The following is an 18,597-nucleotide window of genomic DNA, read 5'->3' on the forward strand; positions in this document are numbered from 1 at the left end:
GGGGCGGCCGGGCCGGCCGCCGCGGATCACTCACCGTACGAGTCGTAGATCTCCTTGCACTTCGGGCAGACCGGCGAGCCGGGCTTGGCGGCCTTGGTCACCGGGAACGTCTCGCCGCAGAGCGCCACCACGTAGGTGCCCATGACGGCACTTTCGGCGATCTTCTCCTTGCGGACGTAGTGGAACATCTCCGGACCGGTGTCCGCGTCCTTCAGCTCCGGGCGTTCGAGAATCTGTGTGCTCACTGTTGACACCTCCAACTTTTTAGTTTGGCAGGTCGGTTGGGGACGGTCCACCGCAGCCCACCCGAGGGCGGCCCGTACGGTAACGGAGGTGACCAACTTTCACACCCGTCTCGGCGCTGAGGTCGCCGACGCCCTGCGTGACGGTCGACCGGTCGTCGCCCTGGAGAGCACCATCGTCTCGCACGGTCTGCCCCGACCGGACAACCTGCGAGTGGCCCGCCAGATCGAGCGGGCCGTACGGGAGGCCGGCGCGGTCCCGGCCACCATCGGAATGGTCGGCGGCGAACTGGTGGTGGGGCTCGACGACGCCCAGCTCACCCGGCTCGCCACCGTCGACGGAGTGAGCAAACTCTCCGTACGCGATCTGGCGGTGGCCGCCGCCACCGGCGCGGACGGCGCCACCACGGTGGCCGCCACCAGCGCGGTCGCCGCGGCGGCCGGGATCGGTGTCTTCGCCACCGGCGGGCTGGGCGGCGTGCACCGGGAGGCGGCGCAGACCTTCGACGAGTCCGCCGACCTGGTGACCCTGGCCCGGACGCCGATCGCGGTGGTCTGCGCCGGGGTGAAGTCGATCCTCGACGTGGGCGCGACGCTGGAGCGACTGGAGACCCTCGGCGTGGGCGTGGTCGGCTACCGCACCCGGCGGTTCCCCGGCTTCTACCTCACCGACGCCGGCTTCGACCTGGACTGGTCGGTGGACTCCCCAGAGCAGGTGGCGGACGTGCTGGCCGCCCGGGAGCAGCAGGGGGTGCACGGCGGCGGGCTGATCGTGGCCAACCCGCTCCCGACCGACGAGCAGCTCGACCCGGCGCTGCACGACCGGACCCTCGCCGAGGGCCTCGCCCGGCTGGGCCGCGAGGGGGTGACCGGCAAGGCGGTGACCCCGTTCCTGCTGGCCCACTTCCACTCGGCCACCGAGGGCGCCAGCCTGGCGGTGAACGTGCGGATCATCCTGCGCAACGCCGACCTGGCCGCCCGGATCGCCGTCGCCGCGGCCGCCCTGCGCACCGACGCGCCGGCATGACCGGCCCGTCCCGGGTGGTCGTGGTCGGTGACCTGATCACCGATGTGGTGGCGGTGCTGGCCGGGCCGCTGGCCACCGGCTCGGACACCCCGGCGACGATCCAGGTCAGCGGGGGTGGCCAGGCGGCCAACACCGCGGCGTGGATCGCGGCACAGGGCGTGCCGGTGACGCTGGTGGGCGCGGTCGGCGACGACAGCGCCGGGCGGGACCGGGTGGCCGAGCTGGAGCGGGTCGGCGTGGAGTGCGCCGTCGAGGTGCATCCGGGCTGCGCCACCGGCACGGTGATCGTGCTGGCCACCGCCGGGGAACGCACGATGGTCACCGAACGCGGCGCGAACCTGCGGCTGACCGTCGAGCACGTCGAGCGGACGCTGGCCGCGGCGCCGGACGCCGCGCACCTGCACCTGTCCGGGTACTGCCTGCTGGACGCCGCGTCGCGGCCGGCCGGGCTGGCGGCGTTGGCCGCCGCCCGCGCGCGCGGGCTCACCACCAGCGTCGACGCGGCGTCCGCGGCGCCGCTGCGGCGGGTCGGCGCGGCGGCCTTCCTGTCCTGGGTACGCGACGTCGACCTGCTCCTGGTCAACGCGGACGAGGCCGGGGTGCTCGCCGGCGGGCTGGACCCGGGGGCGCAGGCGCGGGCGCTGTCGGTGTCGGCCCGGCGGGTGGTGGTGAAGCGGGGCGAGGCCGGGGCGGTCTGGGTCGACCGGAGCGCGACGGTGAGCGTGGCGCCCGCCCGGCGGGTCGCGGTGGTCGACGTCACCGGCGCCGGGGACGCCTTCGCGGCGGGCCTGCTGACCGCCTGGCTGGGCGGCGCGGAGCCGCGGGCGGCGCTGGGCCGGGCCGGCGATCTCGGGGCGCTGGCCGTCTCGACGGTGGGCGCCCGCCCGACGGGCTGACCCGAACGCACCGGCAGGGGGCGCCGGATCTGCCGGGTCCGGCGCCCGACGGTCAGGGTTCGACGTCGATGATCTTGTGCGGCCGCTCCTCGGCGGTCAGGCTCATCGGCGGGGTCTCGTCGCGCATCCTGGGCTGGAACTTCCCCGCCAGCCGGTGCTGCTCCTTCGGCGGGCGGTCGTTGGCCAGCAGCACCGCCAGCCACGGGATGAGCACCATCCCGACGGCGCACAGCGGCAGCCAGAGCCAGAGCAGCGGGGCCTTCGCGCCGACCAGGATCGCACCGGCGATCACGCAGGCCACCCGGATGCCCATCATCAGCACGTACCGCTTCTGCCGACTGGTGAGCTGGTCGTCCTGGCTGCGCGAGGCGTCGGTGATCAGAATCGGCTGGTACGCCTGACGCTTCACCACGGACCTCCTCGAGGGGATTACGACCCATCCTGTCACTCCCGGGCCGTGATCAGCGAAAATCGACTCGTCCCAGTGCGTGTTACGCCCGTGGTACGCTCCGCCCGTGGGCAACCGCTTCAGCTTCACCGACGAGGCGTTGACCAACCTGCGGGTCTACGACGTCACACCCGGGGAAGTCTGGGAAGCCCTGCACAGCACCCGCCGGGTGATCCGGCACCTGGGCGACGACGTCATGGTCGTCTACGCGGCGAACCGCCGCGGCAGGCGGCTGGCCGTGCTGCTCGCCGAGGCCGACGGCACCGACAACGACTGGGACATCCTCTCCGCCCGCGACCTGAGCGACGTCGAGACCAAGCGCTACGACGAGGCCGTGCGGAGGGATCGCCGATGAGGAGGCGGTCACGATGAACCGTGACGACGCGACCAAGCGGTTCCACGGTGGCGACGACGCGTTCGCCGAGCTGATCGACGAGAGCCAGCCGGTGGAGCTGCCCACCCCCGACAGCGACGTGCCGATGGTCAGCCGCTCGGTACGCCTGCCGCTGGAGACCTACGAGCGGGTCCGGGCGGCCGCCGAGGCCCGGGGCATCGGCGTCACCACGCTGATGCGGCAGTGGATCGAGGCCGGGCTGGCGGACCTGGACGACTCCGCCACCGTCTCCCTCGCCGACGTACGGCGGGCACTGGCCTCGCTGTCCCGCCCGACCGCCGCCTGACCGTCCGTCACAACGGTGGCGGCGAGGGCTGCTCGGGCGGACGGCCGCGCGCCCGCAGCGCGTCTGCCAGCGCGATTCCCGCCACCACCGTCGAGGTGGCCGCGGCGACCGCCAGCGGGGGCAGCCGCGTCATCAGCGGCACCATCGCCACCAGCACGACCAGCCCCAGCAGCCGGGACCGGGACACCCGTCCGAACACCTCGTACTCGAAGCGCGCCCGACCGACCACGAAGAGCGCCGGGCCGCCGATGATCACGGTGAGCCAGGCCGGGTCGGTGTGCCCGCCGGGGTGGGCGATGACGAGCTCGTAGCCGACGGCGGAGGCGACGATGCCGGCCACCATGACCAGGTGGGTGTACGTCGCCGACTCGGCGAGCCGCCCCGGCCGGGCCGACCCGGCCACCGCGTCCGCCAGCACCGTACCGGCCCGGTAGAAGTAGATGCGCCAGAGCAGCGCCGTGGTGGCGAACGTGATGGCGAAGGCGACCCACCGCGCTGAGGTGAACTCGCTCCCGCTCAGCGTGAATCCGCTGATGAGGATCATCTCCCCCAGCGCGATGATGATGAACTGCTGGTAGCGCTCGGCCAGATGCTCACCGGTGACCGTCCAGGAGGAGGCGGGCAAACGGCCGCGTCCCGGCAGCGGCCAGCCCAGCCGCCCCGCACCGTAGTCGATGATCACCGCGACGGTCCACAGCGCTCCGCGGGCGTCGTCGTGCAGGATCGCTCCGGCGATCCACGGCACCCCCGCCACCACCGACCAGGCGAGGATGCGCCCGGCGACGTGCCGCTCCCGATGACCCCGCATCACCACGGTGAGGACGAGCGGGCGGCCCACCTGGACGGCGACGTAGCCGACCGCGAAGGAGAGACCACGGGTGTCGAACGCCTCCGGCAGCGACACCGCCATCACCATGCTGCCGAACATCGAACCGGCCACGACCAGCTGGAGAGCCGGCAGATCGGGGTTGTAGCGGCTCGTCGTCCACGTGGTCAGCGACCACACGAACCAGAGGGCGAGCAGGAGCAGCAGCGTCTGCCCCGCCTCGGGCAGGAAGAGCCGCCGCTCCACCGTGAAGTCGTTGACCAGCCGGTTCGACACCCGGGTGAGCGCGAAGACGAAGGCGACGTCGAAGAAAAGCTCCAGGAAGGTCGCCCGCGGCGAGGTCTCCTCGCCGCGGAGGAACTGCTTCCCCGGTTGCGCCGCCATCCCCCGCCCGCCGTCGTCGCCCGACGCACTCACGATGGCGCACGGAAGGACGGCCGGGTCAGGTTTTGGCCCCCTTGGCCGCCGCCTTCATCTGCTGCTTGAACTCGCGCACCCGGCGCAGCGACTCCGGGTCGGTGATGTCGGCCACCGACCGGTACGCGTCCGGTTCGCCGTACCCGCCGGCGGCCTCCCGCCAGCCGTCCGGGCGCACGTCGTACCGCTTGCCGAGCAGGGCGACGAAGATCTGCGCCTTCTGCTTGCCGAAACCGGGCAGCTCGCCGATGCGGCGCAGCAGCTCCCGCCCGTCGGCGGCGTCCGACCAGAGCCGGGCGGCGTCGCCGTCGTACCGGTCGACGAGCACCTGGCACACCTGCTGGACCCGGCCCGCCATCGCCTTCGGGAAGCGGTGCAGCGCCGGTGGCCGGGCGAAGATCTCGACCAGCGCCTCGGGGTCGTACCCGGCCAGCTCCCGGGCGTCCGGCTCGTGCCCCAGCCGCTGCGCCAGCACGTACGGCGAGGTGAACGCCTTCTCGAGCGGGATCTGCTGGTCGAGGACCATGCCGGTCAGCAGGGCCAGCGGGCTGCGCTCCAGCAGCCGGTTGGCCTCGGGGTCGATGGGCAGCGAGAGCGTCATGCGCCCATCCTGCCGGTCGGCGCGACGGGCGCGTTGCCGACTCCCCGAGCGGGCGCCGGACCCACAGGGACACCAAGGTTAGCCTGTGCTAACTTCTTCGCGTCGGCGGAGGGCCCGCCGGCCGGAGCCGAAGGAGTGCCGCCGTGCCCGTTCCCGCCCGCAGGTCCCTCGCGGTCACCGTCGCCGCCGGCCTGCTCTCGTTCGGCCTGGTCGCCTGCGGGTCCGGCGAGGACGACGCCGCCGACCCGGGCAAGCCCGGCGACAAGACCATCACCGTCTACAGCGGCCGCAACGAGGCCCTGGTCAAGCCGCTGCTCGACAAGTTCAGCCAGCAGACCGGCATCACCATCAAGACCCGCTACGCCACCACCGCCCAGCTCGCCGCCCAGCTGGTCGAGGAGGGCGGCAAGTCGCCGGCCGACGCGTTCTTCGCCCAGGACGCCGGCGCCCTCGGCGCGGTCGCCAAGCGGGACATGTTCGCCCCGCTGCCCGCCGCCGCACTGGACAGGGTGCCGCAGAGCTACCGGGCCCGCACCGGCCAGTGGGTGGGCGTCAGCGCCCGCGCCCGGGTACTTGCGTACAACGCCGACAGCGTGCCCGCCGCCGAGCTGCCGACGTCGGTCTTCGCGCTGACCGACCCGAAGTGGAAGGGCAAGATCGGCGTCGCCCCGACCAACGCCTCGTTCCAGGCGTTCGTCACCGCGATCCGGGTGCAGCACGGCGACCAGAAGGCGAAGGACTTCCTCGCCGGCCTCAAGGCCAACGAGCCGCAGATCCGGGACAACAACATCAAGATCGTCGAGGAGATCGACAAGGGCAGCATCCAGGTCGGCCTGGTGAACCACTACTACCTGGGCGAGGTGGCCAAGGAGAAGGGCACCACCCCGGACGCGCTCAAGGCCAAGCTGCACTTCTTCCCCGGCGGCGACACCGGCGCCCTGGTCAACGTCGCCGGCGTCGGTGTGCTCAAGCGGTCCGCCGAGGACCCGGACACCAAGGCCTTTGTGGACTTCCTGCTCGGCCCGGAGTCGCAGCAGTACTTCGCCGAGCAGACCTTCGAGTACCCGGTGGTCACCGGGGCCGGCACCCCGGCCGGCGTGCCGCCGCTGGCGGAGCTGGACACCCCGGACATCGATCTGAACGACCTGGACACCCTGGACGCCACGATCGGCCTGATCAAGGACTCGGGGCTCGTACCCTGACCGCCCCGACCACCACGCCCGAGGCAGGGCCGGCCCGTTCCGGGCCGGCCCGCTTCGGCGTACCGGGGTCGTTGCGCCGGCTGGCGCCGCGCCCGGCGCTGCTCGCGGCCTCGACCGCCGCGGTCGCCGTGGCCCTGATCCCCCTGGTCTACCTCGCGGTACGCACGGGGGAGGCGGGCGCCGACCGGGTCGTCGCCGAGCTGTGGACCGAGCGGGTCGGGCTGCTGGCGCTCCGCAGCCTCGCTCTGGCCGCCGTGGTCACCACCGCCTGCGTGCTGCTCGGCGTCGGCGCCGCCTGGCTGGTGACCCGGACCGACCTGCCCGGCCGGCGCGCCTTCGCGGTGCTCGCCGCGCTGCCGCTGGCCGTGCCCACCTACATCGCCGCGTTCGCCTGGGTCTCGCTGTTCGACCGGCTGGAGGGCTTCTGGCCGGCCGCGCTGGTGCTGACCCTCTGCTCGTACCCGTACGTCTTCCTGCCGGTCGCGGCGGCGCTGCGCGGCGCCGACCCGGCGCAGGAGGAGGTCTCCCGCTCGCTGGGCCGGGGCGGCTGGCGCACCTTCACCGACGTCACGCTGCGCCAGATCCGGCCGGCGACCGCCGCCGGGGCGCTGCTGGTCGCGCTCTACGTGCTGGCCGACTTCGGCGCGGTGTCGATCCTGCGCGCCGACACCTTCACCCGGGCCATCTTCATCGCCTTCGACCTGGGCTTCGACCGCACCGGCGCGCTGGTGCTCTCCAGCGTGCTGGTGGCGCTGACCGTGCTGCTGCTGGCCGGGGAGACCGCCACCCGCCGGCGCGGCGCCCGGTACGCCCGGCTCGGCGGCGCTCGCCGCCCCGCCGCCCGGCTGCGCCTCGGTCCGGCCCGCCGGCCCGCGCTCGCCGCGCTGCTCGCGGTGGCCGCGCTGGCGCTCGGCGTGCCGGCGCTCAGCCTGGCCCGTCGGTTGGTCAGCGGGGTGTCCCGGCCCGGCGCGCTCGGCGAGGTCGCCACGGCCGCCGGCAACTCGCTCTGGCTGTCGCTGGCCGGCGCCGCGCTGACCATGCTGCTGGCCCTGCCGCTGGGGCTGCTCACCGCACGCGCCCCCGGCCCGCTGGCCACCGTGCTGGACCGGCTCGCCTACCTGGCCCACGCCCTGCCCGGCGTGGTGATCGGGCTGTCGCTGATCTTCTTCGGCATCAGCGTCGCATATCCGCTGTACCAGACCCCGTGGCTGCTGGCGCTGGCCTACGCGACGCTCTTCCTGCCGCTGGCCGTCGGCGCGGTGGCCGGTGCCGCCGCCCAGGCCCCACCCGCCCTGGAGGAGGTGGCCCGCTCGCTGGGGCGCGGGCCGCTGGCCGTGCTGCGCACGGTCACCCTGCCGCTGACCCTGCCCGGGATCGGGGCGGGGGCGGCGCTGGTCTTCCTCACCGGCATGAAGGAACTTCCGGCCACCCTGCTGCTGCGCCCCACCGGCACCGACACCCTGGCCACCGAGCTGTGGACGGCGACCTCCGTCGGGGCGTACGCGGCCGCCGCCCCCTACGCGGCGCTGCTGGTGGTCATCTCGGCGCTGCCCACCTGGTGGCTGGTCGCCCGGGGCGGCCTGCTCGACAAGGAGGACCGATGAGCGAGGTGGTGCTGACCGGCGTCGTCAAGCGGTACGGCCCGGTGACCGCGCTGGACGGCGTGGACCTGACCGTCCCGGCGGGCGCGCTGACCGCCGTCCTCGGCCCGTCCGGCTGTGGCAAGACCACCCTGCTGCGCTGCCTGGCCGGCTTCGAACGCCTGGACGCGGGAGCGATCCGGGTGGACGGGCGCGAAGTGGCCGGCCCCGGTCGGCACCTGCCGGCGCACCGCCGCCGGATCGCCGTGGTGCCGCAGGAGGGCGCCCTCTTCCCGCACCTCACCGTCGCGGCGAACATCTCCTACGGGCTGGACCGCGCCGACCGGCGGGGCGACCGGGTCGACGAGGTGCTGGCCCTGGTCGGGCTCGCCGGGTACGGCGATCGGATGCCGCACCAGCTCTCCGGCGGCCAGCAGCAGCGGGTCGCGGTGGCCCGGGCGCTGGCGCCGCGCCCGTCGCTGGTGCTGCTCGACGAGCCGTTCAGCGCGCTCGACGCCGGGCTGCGCGCCGGGCTGCGGCACGACGTCCGGGAGGCGCTGCGGGCCGACGGGGCGACCGCCGTGCTGGTCACCCACGACCAGGGCGAGGCCCTGTCGGTGGCGGACCGGGTGGTGGTGCTGCGGTCCGGGCGGGTGGTGCAGTCCGCCGCGCCGGGCACGCTCTACCGGGAGCCGGCCGACCAGTGGGTGGCCGGGTTCGTCGGCGACGCGGTGCTGCTGCCGGCGGTCGCCGCCGCCGGGGCTGCCCGCACGCCGCTGGGCACGCTGCCGATCGCCGGCCCGACGGCCGACGGCCCGGTCACCGTGCTGGTCCGTCCGGAGCAACTGCGCCTGGCTCCCGCGTCGGGCACCGACGCGGTGACCGCCACCGTGCTGCGGCACGACTTCCACGGTCACGACGCGCTGGTCGCCCTCCGGCTGGCCGACGACACCCGGGTCACCGCCCGGGTCTTTGACGGGACCGACCCCGTCGAGGTCGGCGCCGAGGTGGCGGTCCGCGTCGACGGGACGGTCCGGGCCTGGCCGGCGACGCCGGTGCCGGCCCCGGCCGCGGTGGCGGACCCGCGTCCCGTGCATCCGGTCGCCTAGCGCGCGTCGCAGAGTCCGGGCTGGTGGCCGTGGTGAGCGGCTGACGAGGGTTCGGGTCAGCCTGGGGTGAGGAGGCAGAACTCGTTGCCTTCCGGGTCTGCGAGGACGGTCCACGGGACATCGTGGTCCAGGTCGATGGCGGTGGCGCCGAGCGTCCGCAGTCTGGCCGCCTCGGCCTCCAGGTCGTCACCTGGGTATGGGCGGACGTCGAGATGGACGCGGTTCCACCCGGTCTTCACGTCGGGTGTGCGGAGGAACTGCAGATATGGGCCGACGCCCTTGGCGGAGCGCAGTACCGCCCTGTGGTCGGTCACCTCGTGCAGGGCCCAGTCCATGGCCTCGCCCCAGAAGCGGGCCATGGCTCGCGGATCCGCGCAGTCGACCACTACCGCGGCGATCGGTCCGGTGTCTCGGTAGAGCGGTCGGGGGTCCAGCACGCAGAACTCGTTGCCCTCCGGGTCGGCCATGACCGTCCATGGGACGTCGCCCTGGCCTACGTCGGCAGGTGTTGCGCCGAGATCCTTCAGGCGCGTGACCAGCTCCGCCTGATGGGCCGCCGAGGTGGTGGCGAGGTCGACGTGCACGCGGTTCTTCACCGTCTTGGGTTCCGGGGAGACGATGAGGTCGAGGCAGACAGCGACGGGGTCGGGGTAGACGAAGCCCTCGGGTTCGAGGTTGGTCACGCCGGGTCCCTCGCTGGAGACTCCCCAGCCGAGCGCCTCCGCCCAGAATCCGCCCAGCGCGGAGTCGTCCCGAGCCTTCATGTTGATTTGAACCAGCCGCGTTGCCATGCCGGCGATGCTAGGGCTTGTCGAGTCGGCCGTGGTGCCCGAACCGGAGTGATCGTTCGGCGTGTCGAAGATCGGCATATGGCGAGGGGCCGTGATCAACGAGTGGCTGTGACCGACTTCGACACAGGCCCTGGCGCACGGGACGCGGCCCGGTGGACAGGGGTGGGGTCCACCGGACCGCGCCGGACGGTGCCGTCAGTTGACGACGAAGAGCAGCCGGTTCGGCGAGCCCGTGCCCGGGTTGGTCACCCTGCCGGTGGTGGCGTTGGTGGTCAGGTAGCTGGCCACCTGCGCCGGGGTGTACGACGGGTTGGCCGAGAGCACCAGCGCCGCGGCGCCGGCCACGTGCGGCGAGGCCATCGAGGTGCCGCTGATGGTGTTGGAGGCGGTGTCGCTGGTCCGCCAGGCGGACAGGATGCTCGACCCCGGCGCGAAGATGTCCACGCAGGAGCCGTAGTTGGAGTAGGACGCGCGGGCGTCGCTGCTGGTGGTGGCGCCGACGGTGATCGCGGCGGCGGCCCGGGCGGGCGAGTAGCCGCAGGCGTTGGCGCTGGAGTTGCCGGCCGCCACCGCGTACGTGACGCCCGAGTTGACCGAGTTGGTCACCGCGTTGTCGATGGCGGAGCTGGCGCCGCCGCCGAGGCTCATGTTGGCCACCGCCGGCTTGACCGCGTTGGCGGTCACCCAGTTGATGCCGCTCACCACGCCGGTGGTGCTGCCGCTGCCCGAGCAGTTGAGCACCTTCACCGCGATCAGGCGGACGGCCTTCGCCACGCCGTACCGGTTGCCGCCGACGGTGCCGGCGACGTGGGTGCCGTGGCCGTTGCAGTCGGTGTTGTTGCTGTCGACGGTGTTGGTGCCCCAGCTGGCCCGGCCACCGAAGTCGGTATGGGTGGTCCGGATCCCGGTGTCGATGATGTACGCCCGGACGTTGGAGGCCGTGTTCGGGTACGTGTAGCTGGCGTTGAGCGGCAGGCTGCGCTGGTCGATCCGGTCCAGGCCCCACGGCGGGTTGGCCTGGGTGCCCTGGACGGTGACCACCCGGTCCTGCTCGACGTAGGCGACGGTCGGGTCGGCGGCGAGCCGGCGGGCCTGGCCGGCGCTCATCTTCGCGCTGAAGCCGGTGAGGGCGGCGCTGTAGACGTCGGCGACGCTGCCGCCGTACCGCTTGGCGAGGGTGGCGGCGCGGTCCGGCACGGCGGTGCGGGCGGCGAGGGTGTTCGCGGCGCCGACCGCGTCGGTCCGCAGCACGACCAGGTAGCTGCCGCTGATCGCGCCGGGCGCGGACGCGCCGCGGACCTCCCCGGTGGGGGCGGCGAGGGCGGGGGTGGACGCGGCGACGGAGAGCGCCGCCGCGGCGGCCGTGACGGCGAGGGCGCGGATCGCGCGGCGCCGGGGGACGGGCAGAGCTGACATCGTCTGACTCCCTACCGGTGCGCCCCGGGCAGGCTGGTGGCCGCCGGGACGCCCATCGACGGATGTTGGGGCAGATGCTAGCCATACATTGATGGCCATAAAAGAGATAACGACCAATCAATACAGCTCGCGGTATGGATGTCGCGGGTGCCGGCCGATCGACCGCCGTCGGGGGGCAGGATGGCGACGTGGAACGACACGACATGCTGCTCTCCCCCGCCGGCGTCGAGGCGCTGCGCACCGCGCTGACCCGGGCGGACTTCACCTCGAACGGGATCGCCGGCCGGCTCGGCGCGCAGGCCACCGGCGGGGTGGCCCGCAACGACTTCCGCGCCGCCCTGCGCGCCACCGAGGACCGCGATCCGCTCGCCACGCTGATCCGGGTCTTCATCTGCGACCAGACCGAGCCCGAGGCGGCGGTCGCCGCCGCGCTCGCCCCGCTGGACCTCGCCGAGGCGCTCGCCGGCGGGCTGGTCGAACGGCACGGCGACGGCCTGCGCGCCGGCGTCGACCTGGAACCGTACGGGGACGACTGGTGGGTCCTCGCCGACGTGCCGGCCAGCGCCCGCCCCGGCCGGCCGCTGCACAGCGAACACGTGCTCGGCATCGGCGGCGCCACCCAGACGCTGATCGGCGCCACCGTCCGGCGGCCGGTGCAGACCGCGCTGGACCTGGGCACCGGCTCCGGCGTCCAGGCGCTGCACCTGGCCACCCACGCCCGCCGGGTCACCGCCACCGACGTCTCCGAGCGGGCGCTGCGCTTCGCCGCCACCACCGCCGCGCTCAACGGCCAGGACTGGGAGCTGCTCCGCGGCGACCTGGTCGCCCCGGTCGCCGGACGCCGCTTCGACCTGGTGGTGAGCAATCCACCGTTCGTGGTCGGCCCGGGCACCACCACCCACGTCTACCGCGACTCCGGGCGGGTCGGCGACGCGATCGGCGCCGAGCTGGCCGCCGCCGCGCCGGGCCTGCTCACCGAGGGCGGCACCATGCAGTACCTGGCGAACTGGGTGCACGTGGCCGGCGAGGAGTGGCACGAGCGGGTGACCGGCTGGTTCGCGGGTACCGGCCTGGACGCCTGGGTGATCCAGCGCGAGGTGGCCGACCCGATGGCGTACGTCAACCTCTGGCTCACCGACGTCGGCGAGGCGACCGACCCGCAGCGGATGGCGGCCTGGCTGGACTGGTTCGACGCGCACAAGGTGGAGGCGATCGGCTTCGGCATCGTGTCGCTGCGCCGGTCCGGGCACGCCGACCCGGTGGTCCGGGTCGAGGACCTGCGCCAGCGGGTGGAACCGCCGATGGGCGACCAGGTAGCCATCTGGTTCGACCGCCAGGACTTCCTCCGGGTACGCGACACCGACGGGCTGCTCGCCGAGCGCTACCGGGCCGCCGAGGGGCTCCAGCTGCGCCAGGAGGCCACCATGGGCGACGAGGGGTGGGCGGTGGACCGGCAGGTCCTCACGATGCCGCACGGGCTGCGCTGGAGCGAGGAGGTCGACCCGCTGGTGCTGGCGCTGGTCGGCGGCTGCGACGGCCGGCTGGCGCTGCGCGACCAGCTCGCCCTGCTGGCCGCCGCGCACGACGTCACCCCGCAGGAGCTGGCCGAGGCGGCCGGCCCGATCGTGGCGCACCTGATCGAACGCGGCATCATCCAGCCGGTGACGCCGTGACGCGGGTCGCGCCGGCAATGCCGGGAGGCGGCCGAAGGGGGGTCCGCTGATGCAGGCGGTGGTGCAGACGGTCGGCCGGGCGAGCGTGACCGTCGACGGCGCGGTGGTCGGCCAGATCGACGACGGGCTGCTGGTGCTGCTCGGCGTGACGCACGCCGACACGCCGCAGGTGGCGGAGACGATGGCCCGCAAGATCCACGAGCTGCGCATCCTCGACGACGATCGCAGCGCCGCCGACACCGGCGCCCCGATCCTGGTGGTCAGCCAGTTCACCCTCTACGGCGATGCCCGCAAGGGCAGGCGTCCGAGCTGGACCGCCGCCGCCCCGGCGGAGCTCGCCGAACCCCTGGTGACGGCGGTGGTGGAGGCGCTCCGCGACCGCGGCGCCAAGGTCGAGACGGGCCGCTTCCGCGCCCACATGCTGGTGGAGAGCGTCAACATCGGCCCCCGCACCCTCCTCCTCGACCTCTGAACCCCGCCCCCGCTGCCACCTAGTTGATCAAGAAGTTTGCGTCAGCCGAGCCGGCTTTTCTGACGCAAGCTTCTTGATCACCGGCACCGGGCGGGCCGGGGGTGGGGGTCAGAAGAAGAGGCCGCGGCGTTGGATGGACTGGCGGAGCCAGCCGTCGAGCTGGGCGGCCCAGTCGGTGCGCTCCAGGGTGGCGTGGTCGACGATGAAGCGGCCGAAGGCGTCGCGGCCCTCGGTGAGGATGCCGCCCCGCTTGTCCATCTCCAGCACCACCTGGGTCTGCTGCGGGTCGCTGATGAAGGTCAGCTCCAGCTGGTTGATTGCGCGGGCGTACTGCGGCGCCGGGTGGAACTCGATCTCCTGGTAGAACGGCAGGCTCTGCCGTACGCCGTAGATGTGCCCCCGCTCGACGTCGGCCCGGGCGAACCGGAAGCCCAGCCGCAGCAGCGCCTCCAGCAGCCGCTCCTGCGCCGGCAACGGGTGCACCGCCACCGGGTCCAGGTCGCCCTTGTCGACGGCCCGCGCCACCTCCAGCTCGGTACGCAGACCCATCGTCATCCCGTGCAGGTGCTGCCCGTACAGGTCGGTCAGCGGGGTCTCCCAGGGCACGTCGAAACGGAACGGGATGTCGTACCGCTGGCCGGGCTCCAGCCGGAACGGGCCGGTGACCTGGCGGCGGCCGAACTCCTGCGTGGTGTCGTACTCGGAGTCGGCGCCCTCCACCTCGACCCGGGTGACCAGGCCGAGGGCCACATAGGAGACGTCCACCTGGTGGTCCCCGCCGGCCACCTGGATCCGTCCCTCCAGTTGACCGCCCGGACGGCAGTTCGGGTTGGCCAGCACGGTTTCCACCGAGGGACCACCCACACCCATCGCCTGCATGAGCCGCTTGAAGACCACCACGTCCTCCGTCGCCTGTTGCGGTCAGCCCCGGTGGCCGACCGCTGGCACGGTAACCGTCGCTGGCAAGCGGACCGGGCGACGACACCCGGCAACCGGCCGGATTGCTGTCGGGTCCCCGATCGCCTCACTCCCGTTTCACGCCCCGGTTGGAAAGCTGTCTGTCACCGGCACCACTGGGGCCGGTACGCGGCACAGAAGCGGACACGGGGAGAGACTGAGATGGCCCTGCAGATGATCGAGAACCAGACGCGCCCGGCCGCCACCATCGACGCCGAGCACGGCACGGAGACCCTGACCGACCTGGACGCGACCGACGAGCGCGGCATCTCCACCGACCTCGTCCGGGCGTACCTGAACGGGATCGGCCGGACGAAGCTGCTGACCGCCGCGCAGGAGGTCGAGCTGGCGAAGCGGATCGAGGCGGGGCTGTTCGCCGACGAGAAGCTCTCCGCCTGCACCCCGGTCTCCGCCGAGCTGAAGAGTGACCTGGAGCTGATCGTGGCGCAGGGCCGCGCCGCCAAGGACCACCTGCTGGAGGCCAACCTCCGGCTGGTGGTGAGCATCGCCAAGCGCTACACCGGGCGCGGGATGGCGTTCCTGGACCTGATCCAGGAGGGCAACCTCGGCCTGATCCGCGCGGTGGAGAAGTTCGACTACGCCAAGGGCTACAAGTTCTCGACGTACGCCACCTGGTGGATCCGGCAGGCGATCACCCGGGCGATGGCCGACCAGGCCCGCACCATCCGCATCCCGGTGCACATGGTCGAGCAGGTCAACCGGATGGTCCGGGTCCGCCGCGAGCTGTCGGTCTCGCTGGGCCGGGAGCCCACCGTGGCCGAGGTGGCCGTCGCCCTGGAGATCCCCGAGTACCAGGTGATCGAGCTGATCTCGTACGACCGGGAGCCGGTCAGCCTGGACCAGGCCGTCGGCGAGGACGGCGAGAGCGCGCTGGGTGACTTCGTCGCCGCGGTGGACCCGCGCCAGGAGCCGGGTGACGCGGCCGCCAACGGTGAGCTGCGCAACGAGGTGAGCATCGTGCTGGCCACCCTCTCCCAGCGGGAGCAGGCGGTGATCCGGCTGCGGTTCGGCCTGGACGACGGCCGGCAGCGCACCCTGGACGAGGTGGGCAAGGAGTTCGGCCTGTCCCGGGAGCGGATCCGGCAGATCGAGAAGGTGACGCTGCTCAAGCTGCGCGCGCCGGAGCGGGCACAGCGGCTGGAGGCGTACGCCTGCTGACCCGACCCCGATCGGAGGGCCCCGGCGGTTCGCCGGGGCCCTCCGCCGTGTGGCGCTCGGGTGATGTCGTACTCCTCGGGCAGGCTCGGCGGATGAACTGGACGCTGGAAGTGGTGGTGGTACCGGTCAGCGACGTGGACCGGGCCAAGGAGTTCTACGCCGACCGGCTCGGCTTCGCCGTCGACCACGACACCCGCATCGGCGACGACGTGCGCATCGTGCAGCTCACTCCCCCGGGTTCCGGCTGCTCGGTCGTGATCGGCCGCGGCGCCGTGCCCGACATGCCGCCGGGCTCGCTCAAGGGCCTCCAACTGGTGGTGCCCGACCTGGAGAAGGCCCGCGCGGAGCTGGTCGCGCGGGGCGTGGAGGTCAGCGAGATCCAGGTGTTGGGCGAGAATCCCCGGCCGGTGCCGCACCCGCTGGACAATGTGGGCTTCGTCTTCTTCACCGATCCGGACGGCAACGCCTGGGGCGTGCAGCAGATCTCCAGCCGCGGCTGAGCCGCGACTCAGAGGCGCCGGGGGCCGGTGTCCGGGCGGGCGCCCGCCGAGCCGATCCGGACGCCGGCGTGCAGCACCGAGATGCCGTCCGGCCGAGCCAGCACCGGGTTCAACGTCAGCGACCGGACCCGGGGCTGCTCGTCGGCGAGCCGGCCGACCCGCAGCAGCAGGTCGACCAGGGCCGCCCGGTCCACCGGCGCCGCACCCCGGTGCCCGCGCAGCAGCGGCGCGGCCCGTGGCTCGTCGACCAGCTCGGCGGCGTCCCGGTCGGTCAGCGGCACCGCCCGCCAGGCCCGGTCGCCGAGCAGTTCGGTGGCGACGCCGCCCAGACCGAAGCCGACCACCGGCCCGAACGCCGGGTCCTCCATCAGCTCCACCACGCATGCCACGCCGGGCGGGACCATCGGCTGGACCAGCACGTCCGGGCCGAAGACCGGGGCCATCTCGGCGTACGCGCGGCGCAGCGCGACCGGGTCGGCCAGGTCGAGGCGTACCGCGCCGAGGTCGAGCCGGTGCCGCAGGCCGGCGGCGGCGGCCTTGAGCGCCACCGGCCAGCCGAGCCGGTCGGCGGCGGCGACCGCCTCGTCGGCCGTGGCGGCCGGCGCGGAGCCGACCACGTCGATCCCGTACGCGGCGAGCAGCCCGGCCGGGTCGGTGGCGTCGGCGCGCAGCGCGGCCTGCCCGGCGACGGGGTCCACCCGGGGCAGGTCGGGCAGCGTGCCCGGGTCCCGGCGCAGCCAAGCCGCGTACGTGGTGACCCGGGCCAGCGCCCGCACCGCCTCTTCCACGCTCGGGTACGCCGGCACGCCGGCCGGCACCCGCCCGGCCAGGAACGTCGCCACGGTGGGCTTCCCGGCGGCGAGCGCGGTCGGCAGGGCGGCGGTGAAGTCCGCCTCCTCCATGGTGACCTGGCCGGGCAGCGGCGGGGCGAAGACGGCGACCAGCGCGTCCACCCCCGGGTCCGCGGTCGCCTCGGCCAGTGCCGTGCTGAACTCGGCGGTGCCCGCGCGCGGGCCGACGTCACGCGGGTACCCGTCGGCGACGGTGAGCCCCTGGGCGGCGCAGGCGGTGGCGGCGAGCCCGGTCAACGCCGAGGAGTTGCCGACCACGCCGACCCGGGGGCCGACGGGCAGCGGCTGGCGGGCCAGCAGCAGACCGACGTCGAGCAGCTCGGCGACCGTGTCCACCCGGATCACCCCGGACTGGGCGAACAGCGCGCTGACCGCGGCGGCGTCCAGCGCCGGCCCCGCGCCGAGCCCGGCCGGGCGGGCCAGCGAGGCGAGCGCGACCACCGGCTTGTCCCGACCGATCCGCCGGGCCAGCCGGGCGAACTTGCGCGGGTTCCCGAAGGTCTCCAGGTAGAGCAGGATCACGTCGGTGCCCGGGTCGTCCTGCCAGTACTGGAGCAGGTCGTTGCCGGAGACGTCGGCCCGGTTGCCGGCCGAGACGAAGCTGGACAGGCCCAGCCCGCGCCGCTGCGCCTCGGCGAGCAGCGCCACGCCGAACACACCGGACTGGCTGAACAGGCCGACCCGGCCGGGAGCCGGCAGGACGGGGGCGAGGGTGGCGTTGAGGCGTACCTTCTCGTCGGTGTTGGCCACGCCCAGGCAGTTCGGGCCGACCACGCGCATGCCGGCGGCGTGCGCGGCGCGGACCAGCGCGCGCTGCGCCGCCGCGCCCTCGCCCCCGGCCTCGGCGAAGCCGGCGGAGATGACCACCAGGCCGTGCGCGCCGGCGGCGGCGGCGTCCGCCACCACCAGGGCCGCCGCGTCGGGGGCCACGGCGACGACCGCCAGGTCGATCTCGAGACCGGCGTCGGCCGCGGACGGGTACGCGGGCAGCCCGGCCACGGTGGCCGCACTGGGGTGCACCGGCACGATCGCGCCCGGGTAGCCGCCGTCACGCAGGTGCCCGAGCACGGCCGCGCCGACGCCCTGCCCGGTGGCGCTGGCGCCGTAGACGGCGATGCCGCGCGGGGCGAGCAGCCGGGCGATCGAGCGGGCCTCGGTGCGGTGCTCCCGGCCGCGCTGCACCTCCAGCGTCGACTCGGTCGGGGCGATCGGGAAGCTCAGGTGCACCACGCCGTCGGCGAACTGGCGCTGGACCTGGTAACCGAAGTCGGAGAAGACCCGCAGCATCGCGCCGTTGGCGGGGAGCACCTCGGCCACGAAGTGCACGATGCCGGCGCGCCTGGCCGCGTCGGCGAGGTGCTCCAGCAGCACCGAGCCGATCCCCCGCCCCTGGTAGGCGTCCTCGACCACGAACGCGACCTCGGCCTCCGGGGCTTCCGGGCCGAGCCGCTCGTACCGGCCGACGGCGACGATCCGGTCCCCGGCGAGCACCACGAAGGCCTCCCGGTCGCGGTGGTCGACGTTGACGAAGCGCTGCAGGTCGCGGTTGGGGATGCGCGGGTACGGGGAGAAGTAGCGCAGGTAGCGGGTGCGCTCGGAGAAGCGCGAGTGCATCGCCACGATCGCCGGCCCGTCCTCGGGGCGGATCGGACGCAGCTGGCCGGTGCTGCCGTCGCTGAGCAGCACGTCCACCGGTTGGTCGACAGTGGTCACCGGTCGGTCCCCTCCCC

At 73.8% G+C, this 18,597-nt stretch carries 19 protein-coding genes; 11 read left to right on the plus strand and 8 right to left on the minus strand.

Annotated elements, in window-relative coordinates:
• Positions 1-26 precede the first annotated feature (26 nt).
• On the minus strand, positions 27-245 hold the full coding sequence (locus ACTMS9_RS18065; RefSeq protein WP_154942858.1) for a DUF3039 domain-containing protein: 219 nt from the start codon (positions 243-245) through the stop codon (positions 27-29).
• 88 nt (positions 246-333) lie between these two features.
• Here ACTMS9_RS18065 and ACTMS9_RS18070 point away from each other — a divergent pair, with 88 nt between their 5' ends.
• Both ACTMS9_RS18070 and ACTMS9_RS18075 read left to right on the plus strand, forming a co-directional pair.
• A complete protein-coding gene (locus ACTMS9_RS18070) occupies positions 334-1,269 on the plus strand; it encodes a pseudouridine-5'-phosphate glycosidase (RefSeq protein WP_154942857.1) in 936 nt (311 codons plus the stop codon).
• Positions 1,266-2,165 (plus strand): carbohydrate kinase family protein, encoded by a 900-nt coding sequence (locus ACTMS9_RS18075; protein ID WP_441165534.1) that lies wholly within the window; start codon positions 1,266-1,268, stop codon positions 2,163-2,165. Before ACTMS9_RS18070 ends, ACTMS9_RS18075 begins: the two co-directional genes overlap by 4 nt.
• Positions 2,166-2,217: 52 nt before the next feature.
• Here the strand turns inward: ACTMS9_RS18075 and ACTMS9_RS18080 are convergent, their stop codons facing one another.
• On the minus strand, positions 2,218-2,574 hold the full coding sequence (locus ACTMS9_RS18080; RefSeq protein WP_441144235.1) for a DUF3099 domain-containing protein: 357 nt from the start codon (positions 2,572-2,574) through the stop codon (positions 2,218-2,220).
• A gap of 106 nt (positions 2,575-2,680) precedes the next feature.
• On the opposite strand from ACTMS9_RS18080, the gene ACTMS9_RS18085 reads away from it, so the two are divergent.
• Together ACTMS9_RS18085 and ACTMS9_RS18090 are read left to right on the plus strand one after the other, a co-directional pair.
• Complete coding sequence (locus tag ACTMS9_RS18085) at positions 2,681-2,968, plus strand: hypothetical protein (RefSeq protein ID WP_441144237.1); 288 nt, start codon at positions 2,681-2,683, stop codon at positions 2,966-2,968.
• A gap of 13 nt (positions 2,969-2,981) precedes the next feature.
• Positions 2,982-3,293 carry a hypothetical protein gene (locus tag ACTMS9_RS18090; RefSeq protein ID WP_154942855.1) on the plus strand — a complete coding sequence of 104 codons (312 nt, stop codon included), beginning with the start codon at positions 2,982-2,984 and terminating at the stop codon, positions 3,291-3,293.
• A gap of 7 nt (positions 3,294-3,300) precedes the next feature.
• Here ACTMS9_RS18090 and ACTMS9_RS18095 read toward each other — a convergent pair whose 3' ends face one another.
• Together ACTMS9_RS18095 and ACTMS9_RS18100 are read right to left on the minus strand one after the other, a co-directional pair.
• Complete coding sequence (locus ACTMS9_RS18095; RefSeq protein ID WP_441165535.1) at positions 3,301-4,536, minus strand: low temperature requirement protein A; 1,236 nt, start codon at positions 4,534-4,536, stop codon at positions 3,301-3,303.
• A 25-nt stretch (positions 4,537-4,561) separates the two neighbouring features.
• Positions 4,562-5,137 carry an HhH-GPD-type base excision DNA repair protein gene (locus tag ACTMS9_RS18100; protein ID WP_441144240.1) on the minus strand — a complete coding sequence of 192 codons (576 nt, stop codon included), beginning with the start codon at positions 5,135-5,137 and terminating at the stop codon, positions 4,562-4,564.
• A 143-nt stretch (positions 5,138-5,280) separates the two neighbouring features.
• Between ACTMS9_RS18100 and ACTMS9_RS18105 the strand changes: the two genes are divergently transcribed.
• From ACTMS9_RS18105 to ACTMS9_RS18115, 3 genes are all read left to right on the plus strand, one after another.
• Positions 5,281-6,339 carry an iron ABC transporter substrate-binding protein gene (locus tag ACTMS9_RS18105; protein WP_441144242.1) on the plus strand — a complete coding sequence of 353 codons (1,059 nt, stop codon included), beginning with the start codon at positions 5,281-5,283 and terminating at the stop codon, positions 6,337-6,339.
• Positions 6,340-6,410: 71 nt separating this feature from the next.
• Positions 6,411-7,943: an ABC transporter permease gene (locus ACTMS9_RS18110; protein WP_441144244.1), complete on the plus strand. Its 1,533-nt coding sequence runs from the start codon at positions 6,411-6,413 to the stop codon at positions 7,941-7,943.
• Positions 7,940-9,028 (plus strand): ABC transporter ATP-binding protein, encoded by a 1,089-nt coding sequence (locus ACTMS9_RS18115; protein WP_441144246.1) that lies wholly within the window; start codon positions 7,940-7,942, stop codon positions 9,026-9,028. The genes ACTMS9_RS18110 and ACTMS9_RS18115 overlap by 4 nt, the downstream gene beginning before the upstream one ends.
• 56 nt (positions 9,029-9,084) lie before the next feature.
• Here the strand turns inward: ACTMS9_RS18115 and ACTMS9_RS18120 are convergent, their stop codons facing one another.
• Positions 9,085-9,819, minus strand: coding sequence for a VOC family protein (locus ACTMS9_RS18120; protein WP_441144248.1), 735 nt, complete (start codon positions 9,817-9,819; stop codon positions 9,085-9,087).
• A gap of 195 nt (positions 9,820-10,014) precedes the next feature.
• Complete coding sequence (locus ACTMS9_RS18125) at positions 10,015-11,235, minus strand: S8 family peptidase (protein ID WP_441144250.1); 1,221 nt, start codon at positions 11,233-11,235, stop codon at positions 10,015-10,017.
• Between the two features lie 188 nt (positions 11,236-11,423).
• Here ACTMS9_RS18125 and ACTMS9_RS18130 point away from each other — a divergent pair, with 188 nt between their 5' ends.
• Entirely contained in the window at positions 11,424-12,908 is a 1,485-nt protein-coding gene (locus ACTMS9_RS18130) for a DUF7782 domain-containing protein (protein WP_441165536.1), read from the plus strand.
• A 49-nt stretch (positions 12,909-12,957) separates the two neighbouring features.
• A complete protein-coding gene (gene dtd / locus ACTMS9_RS18135; RefSeq protein WP_441165537.1) occupies positions 12,958-13,380 on the plus strand; it encodes a D-aminoacyl-tRNA deacylase in 423 nt (140 codons plus the stop codon).
• Positions 13,381-13,488: 108 nt separating this feature from the next.
• Here dtd and ACTMS9_RS18140 read toward each other — a convergent pair whose 3' ends face one another.
• Entirely contained in the window at positions 13,489-14,277 is a 789-nt protein-coding gene (locus ACTMS9_RS18140; protein ID WP_441165538.1) for a sporulation protein, read from the minus strand.
• Positions 14,278-14,499: 222 nt separating this feature from the next.
• Between ACTMS9_RS18140 and sigB the strand changes: the two genes are divergently transcribed.
• Together sigB and ACTMS9_RS18150 are read left to right on the plus strand one after the other, a co-directional pair.
• Positions 14,500-15,516 (plus strand): RNA polymerase sigma factor SigB, encoded by a 1,017-nt coding sequence (sigB, locus tag ACTMS9_RS18145; protein ID WP_441144256.1) that lies wholly within the window; start codon positions 14,500-14,502, stop codon positions 15,514-15,516.
• Positions 15,517-15,608: 92 nt separating this feature from the next.
• Positions 15,609-16,016: a VOC family protein gene (locus ACTMS9_RS18150; protein WP_210779659.1), complete on the plus strand. Its 408-nt coding sequence runs from the start codon at positions 15,609-15,611 to the stop codon at positions 16,014-16,016.
• 8 nt (positions 16,017-16,024) lie between these two features.
• On the opposite strand, the gene ACTMS9_RS18155 is transcribed toward ACTMS9_RS18150, so the two are convergent.
• The gene (locus ACTMS9_RS18155; RefSeq protein WP_441144260.1) at positions 16,025-18,580 is read right to left on the minus strand and encodes a bifunctional acetate--CoA ligase family protein/GNAT family N-acetyltransferase; all 2,556 of its coding nucleotides are present in this window, start codon (positions 18,578-18,580) and stop codon (positions 16,025-16,027) included.
• Positions 18,581-18,597 lie beyond the last annotated feature (17 nt).

It is taken from the genome of Micromonospora sp. L31, from assembly GCF_052068075.1.
GTDB lineage: Bacteria > Actinomycetota > Actinomycetes > Mycobacteriales > Micromonosporaceae > Micromonospora > Micromonospora purpureochromogenes.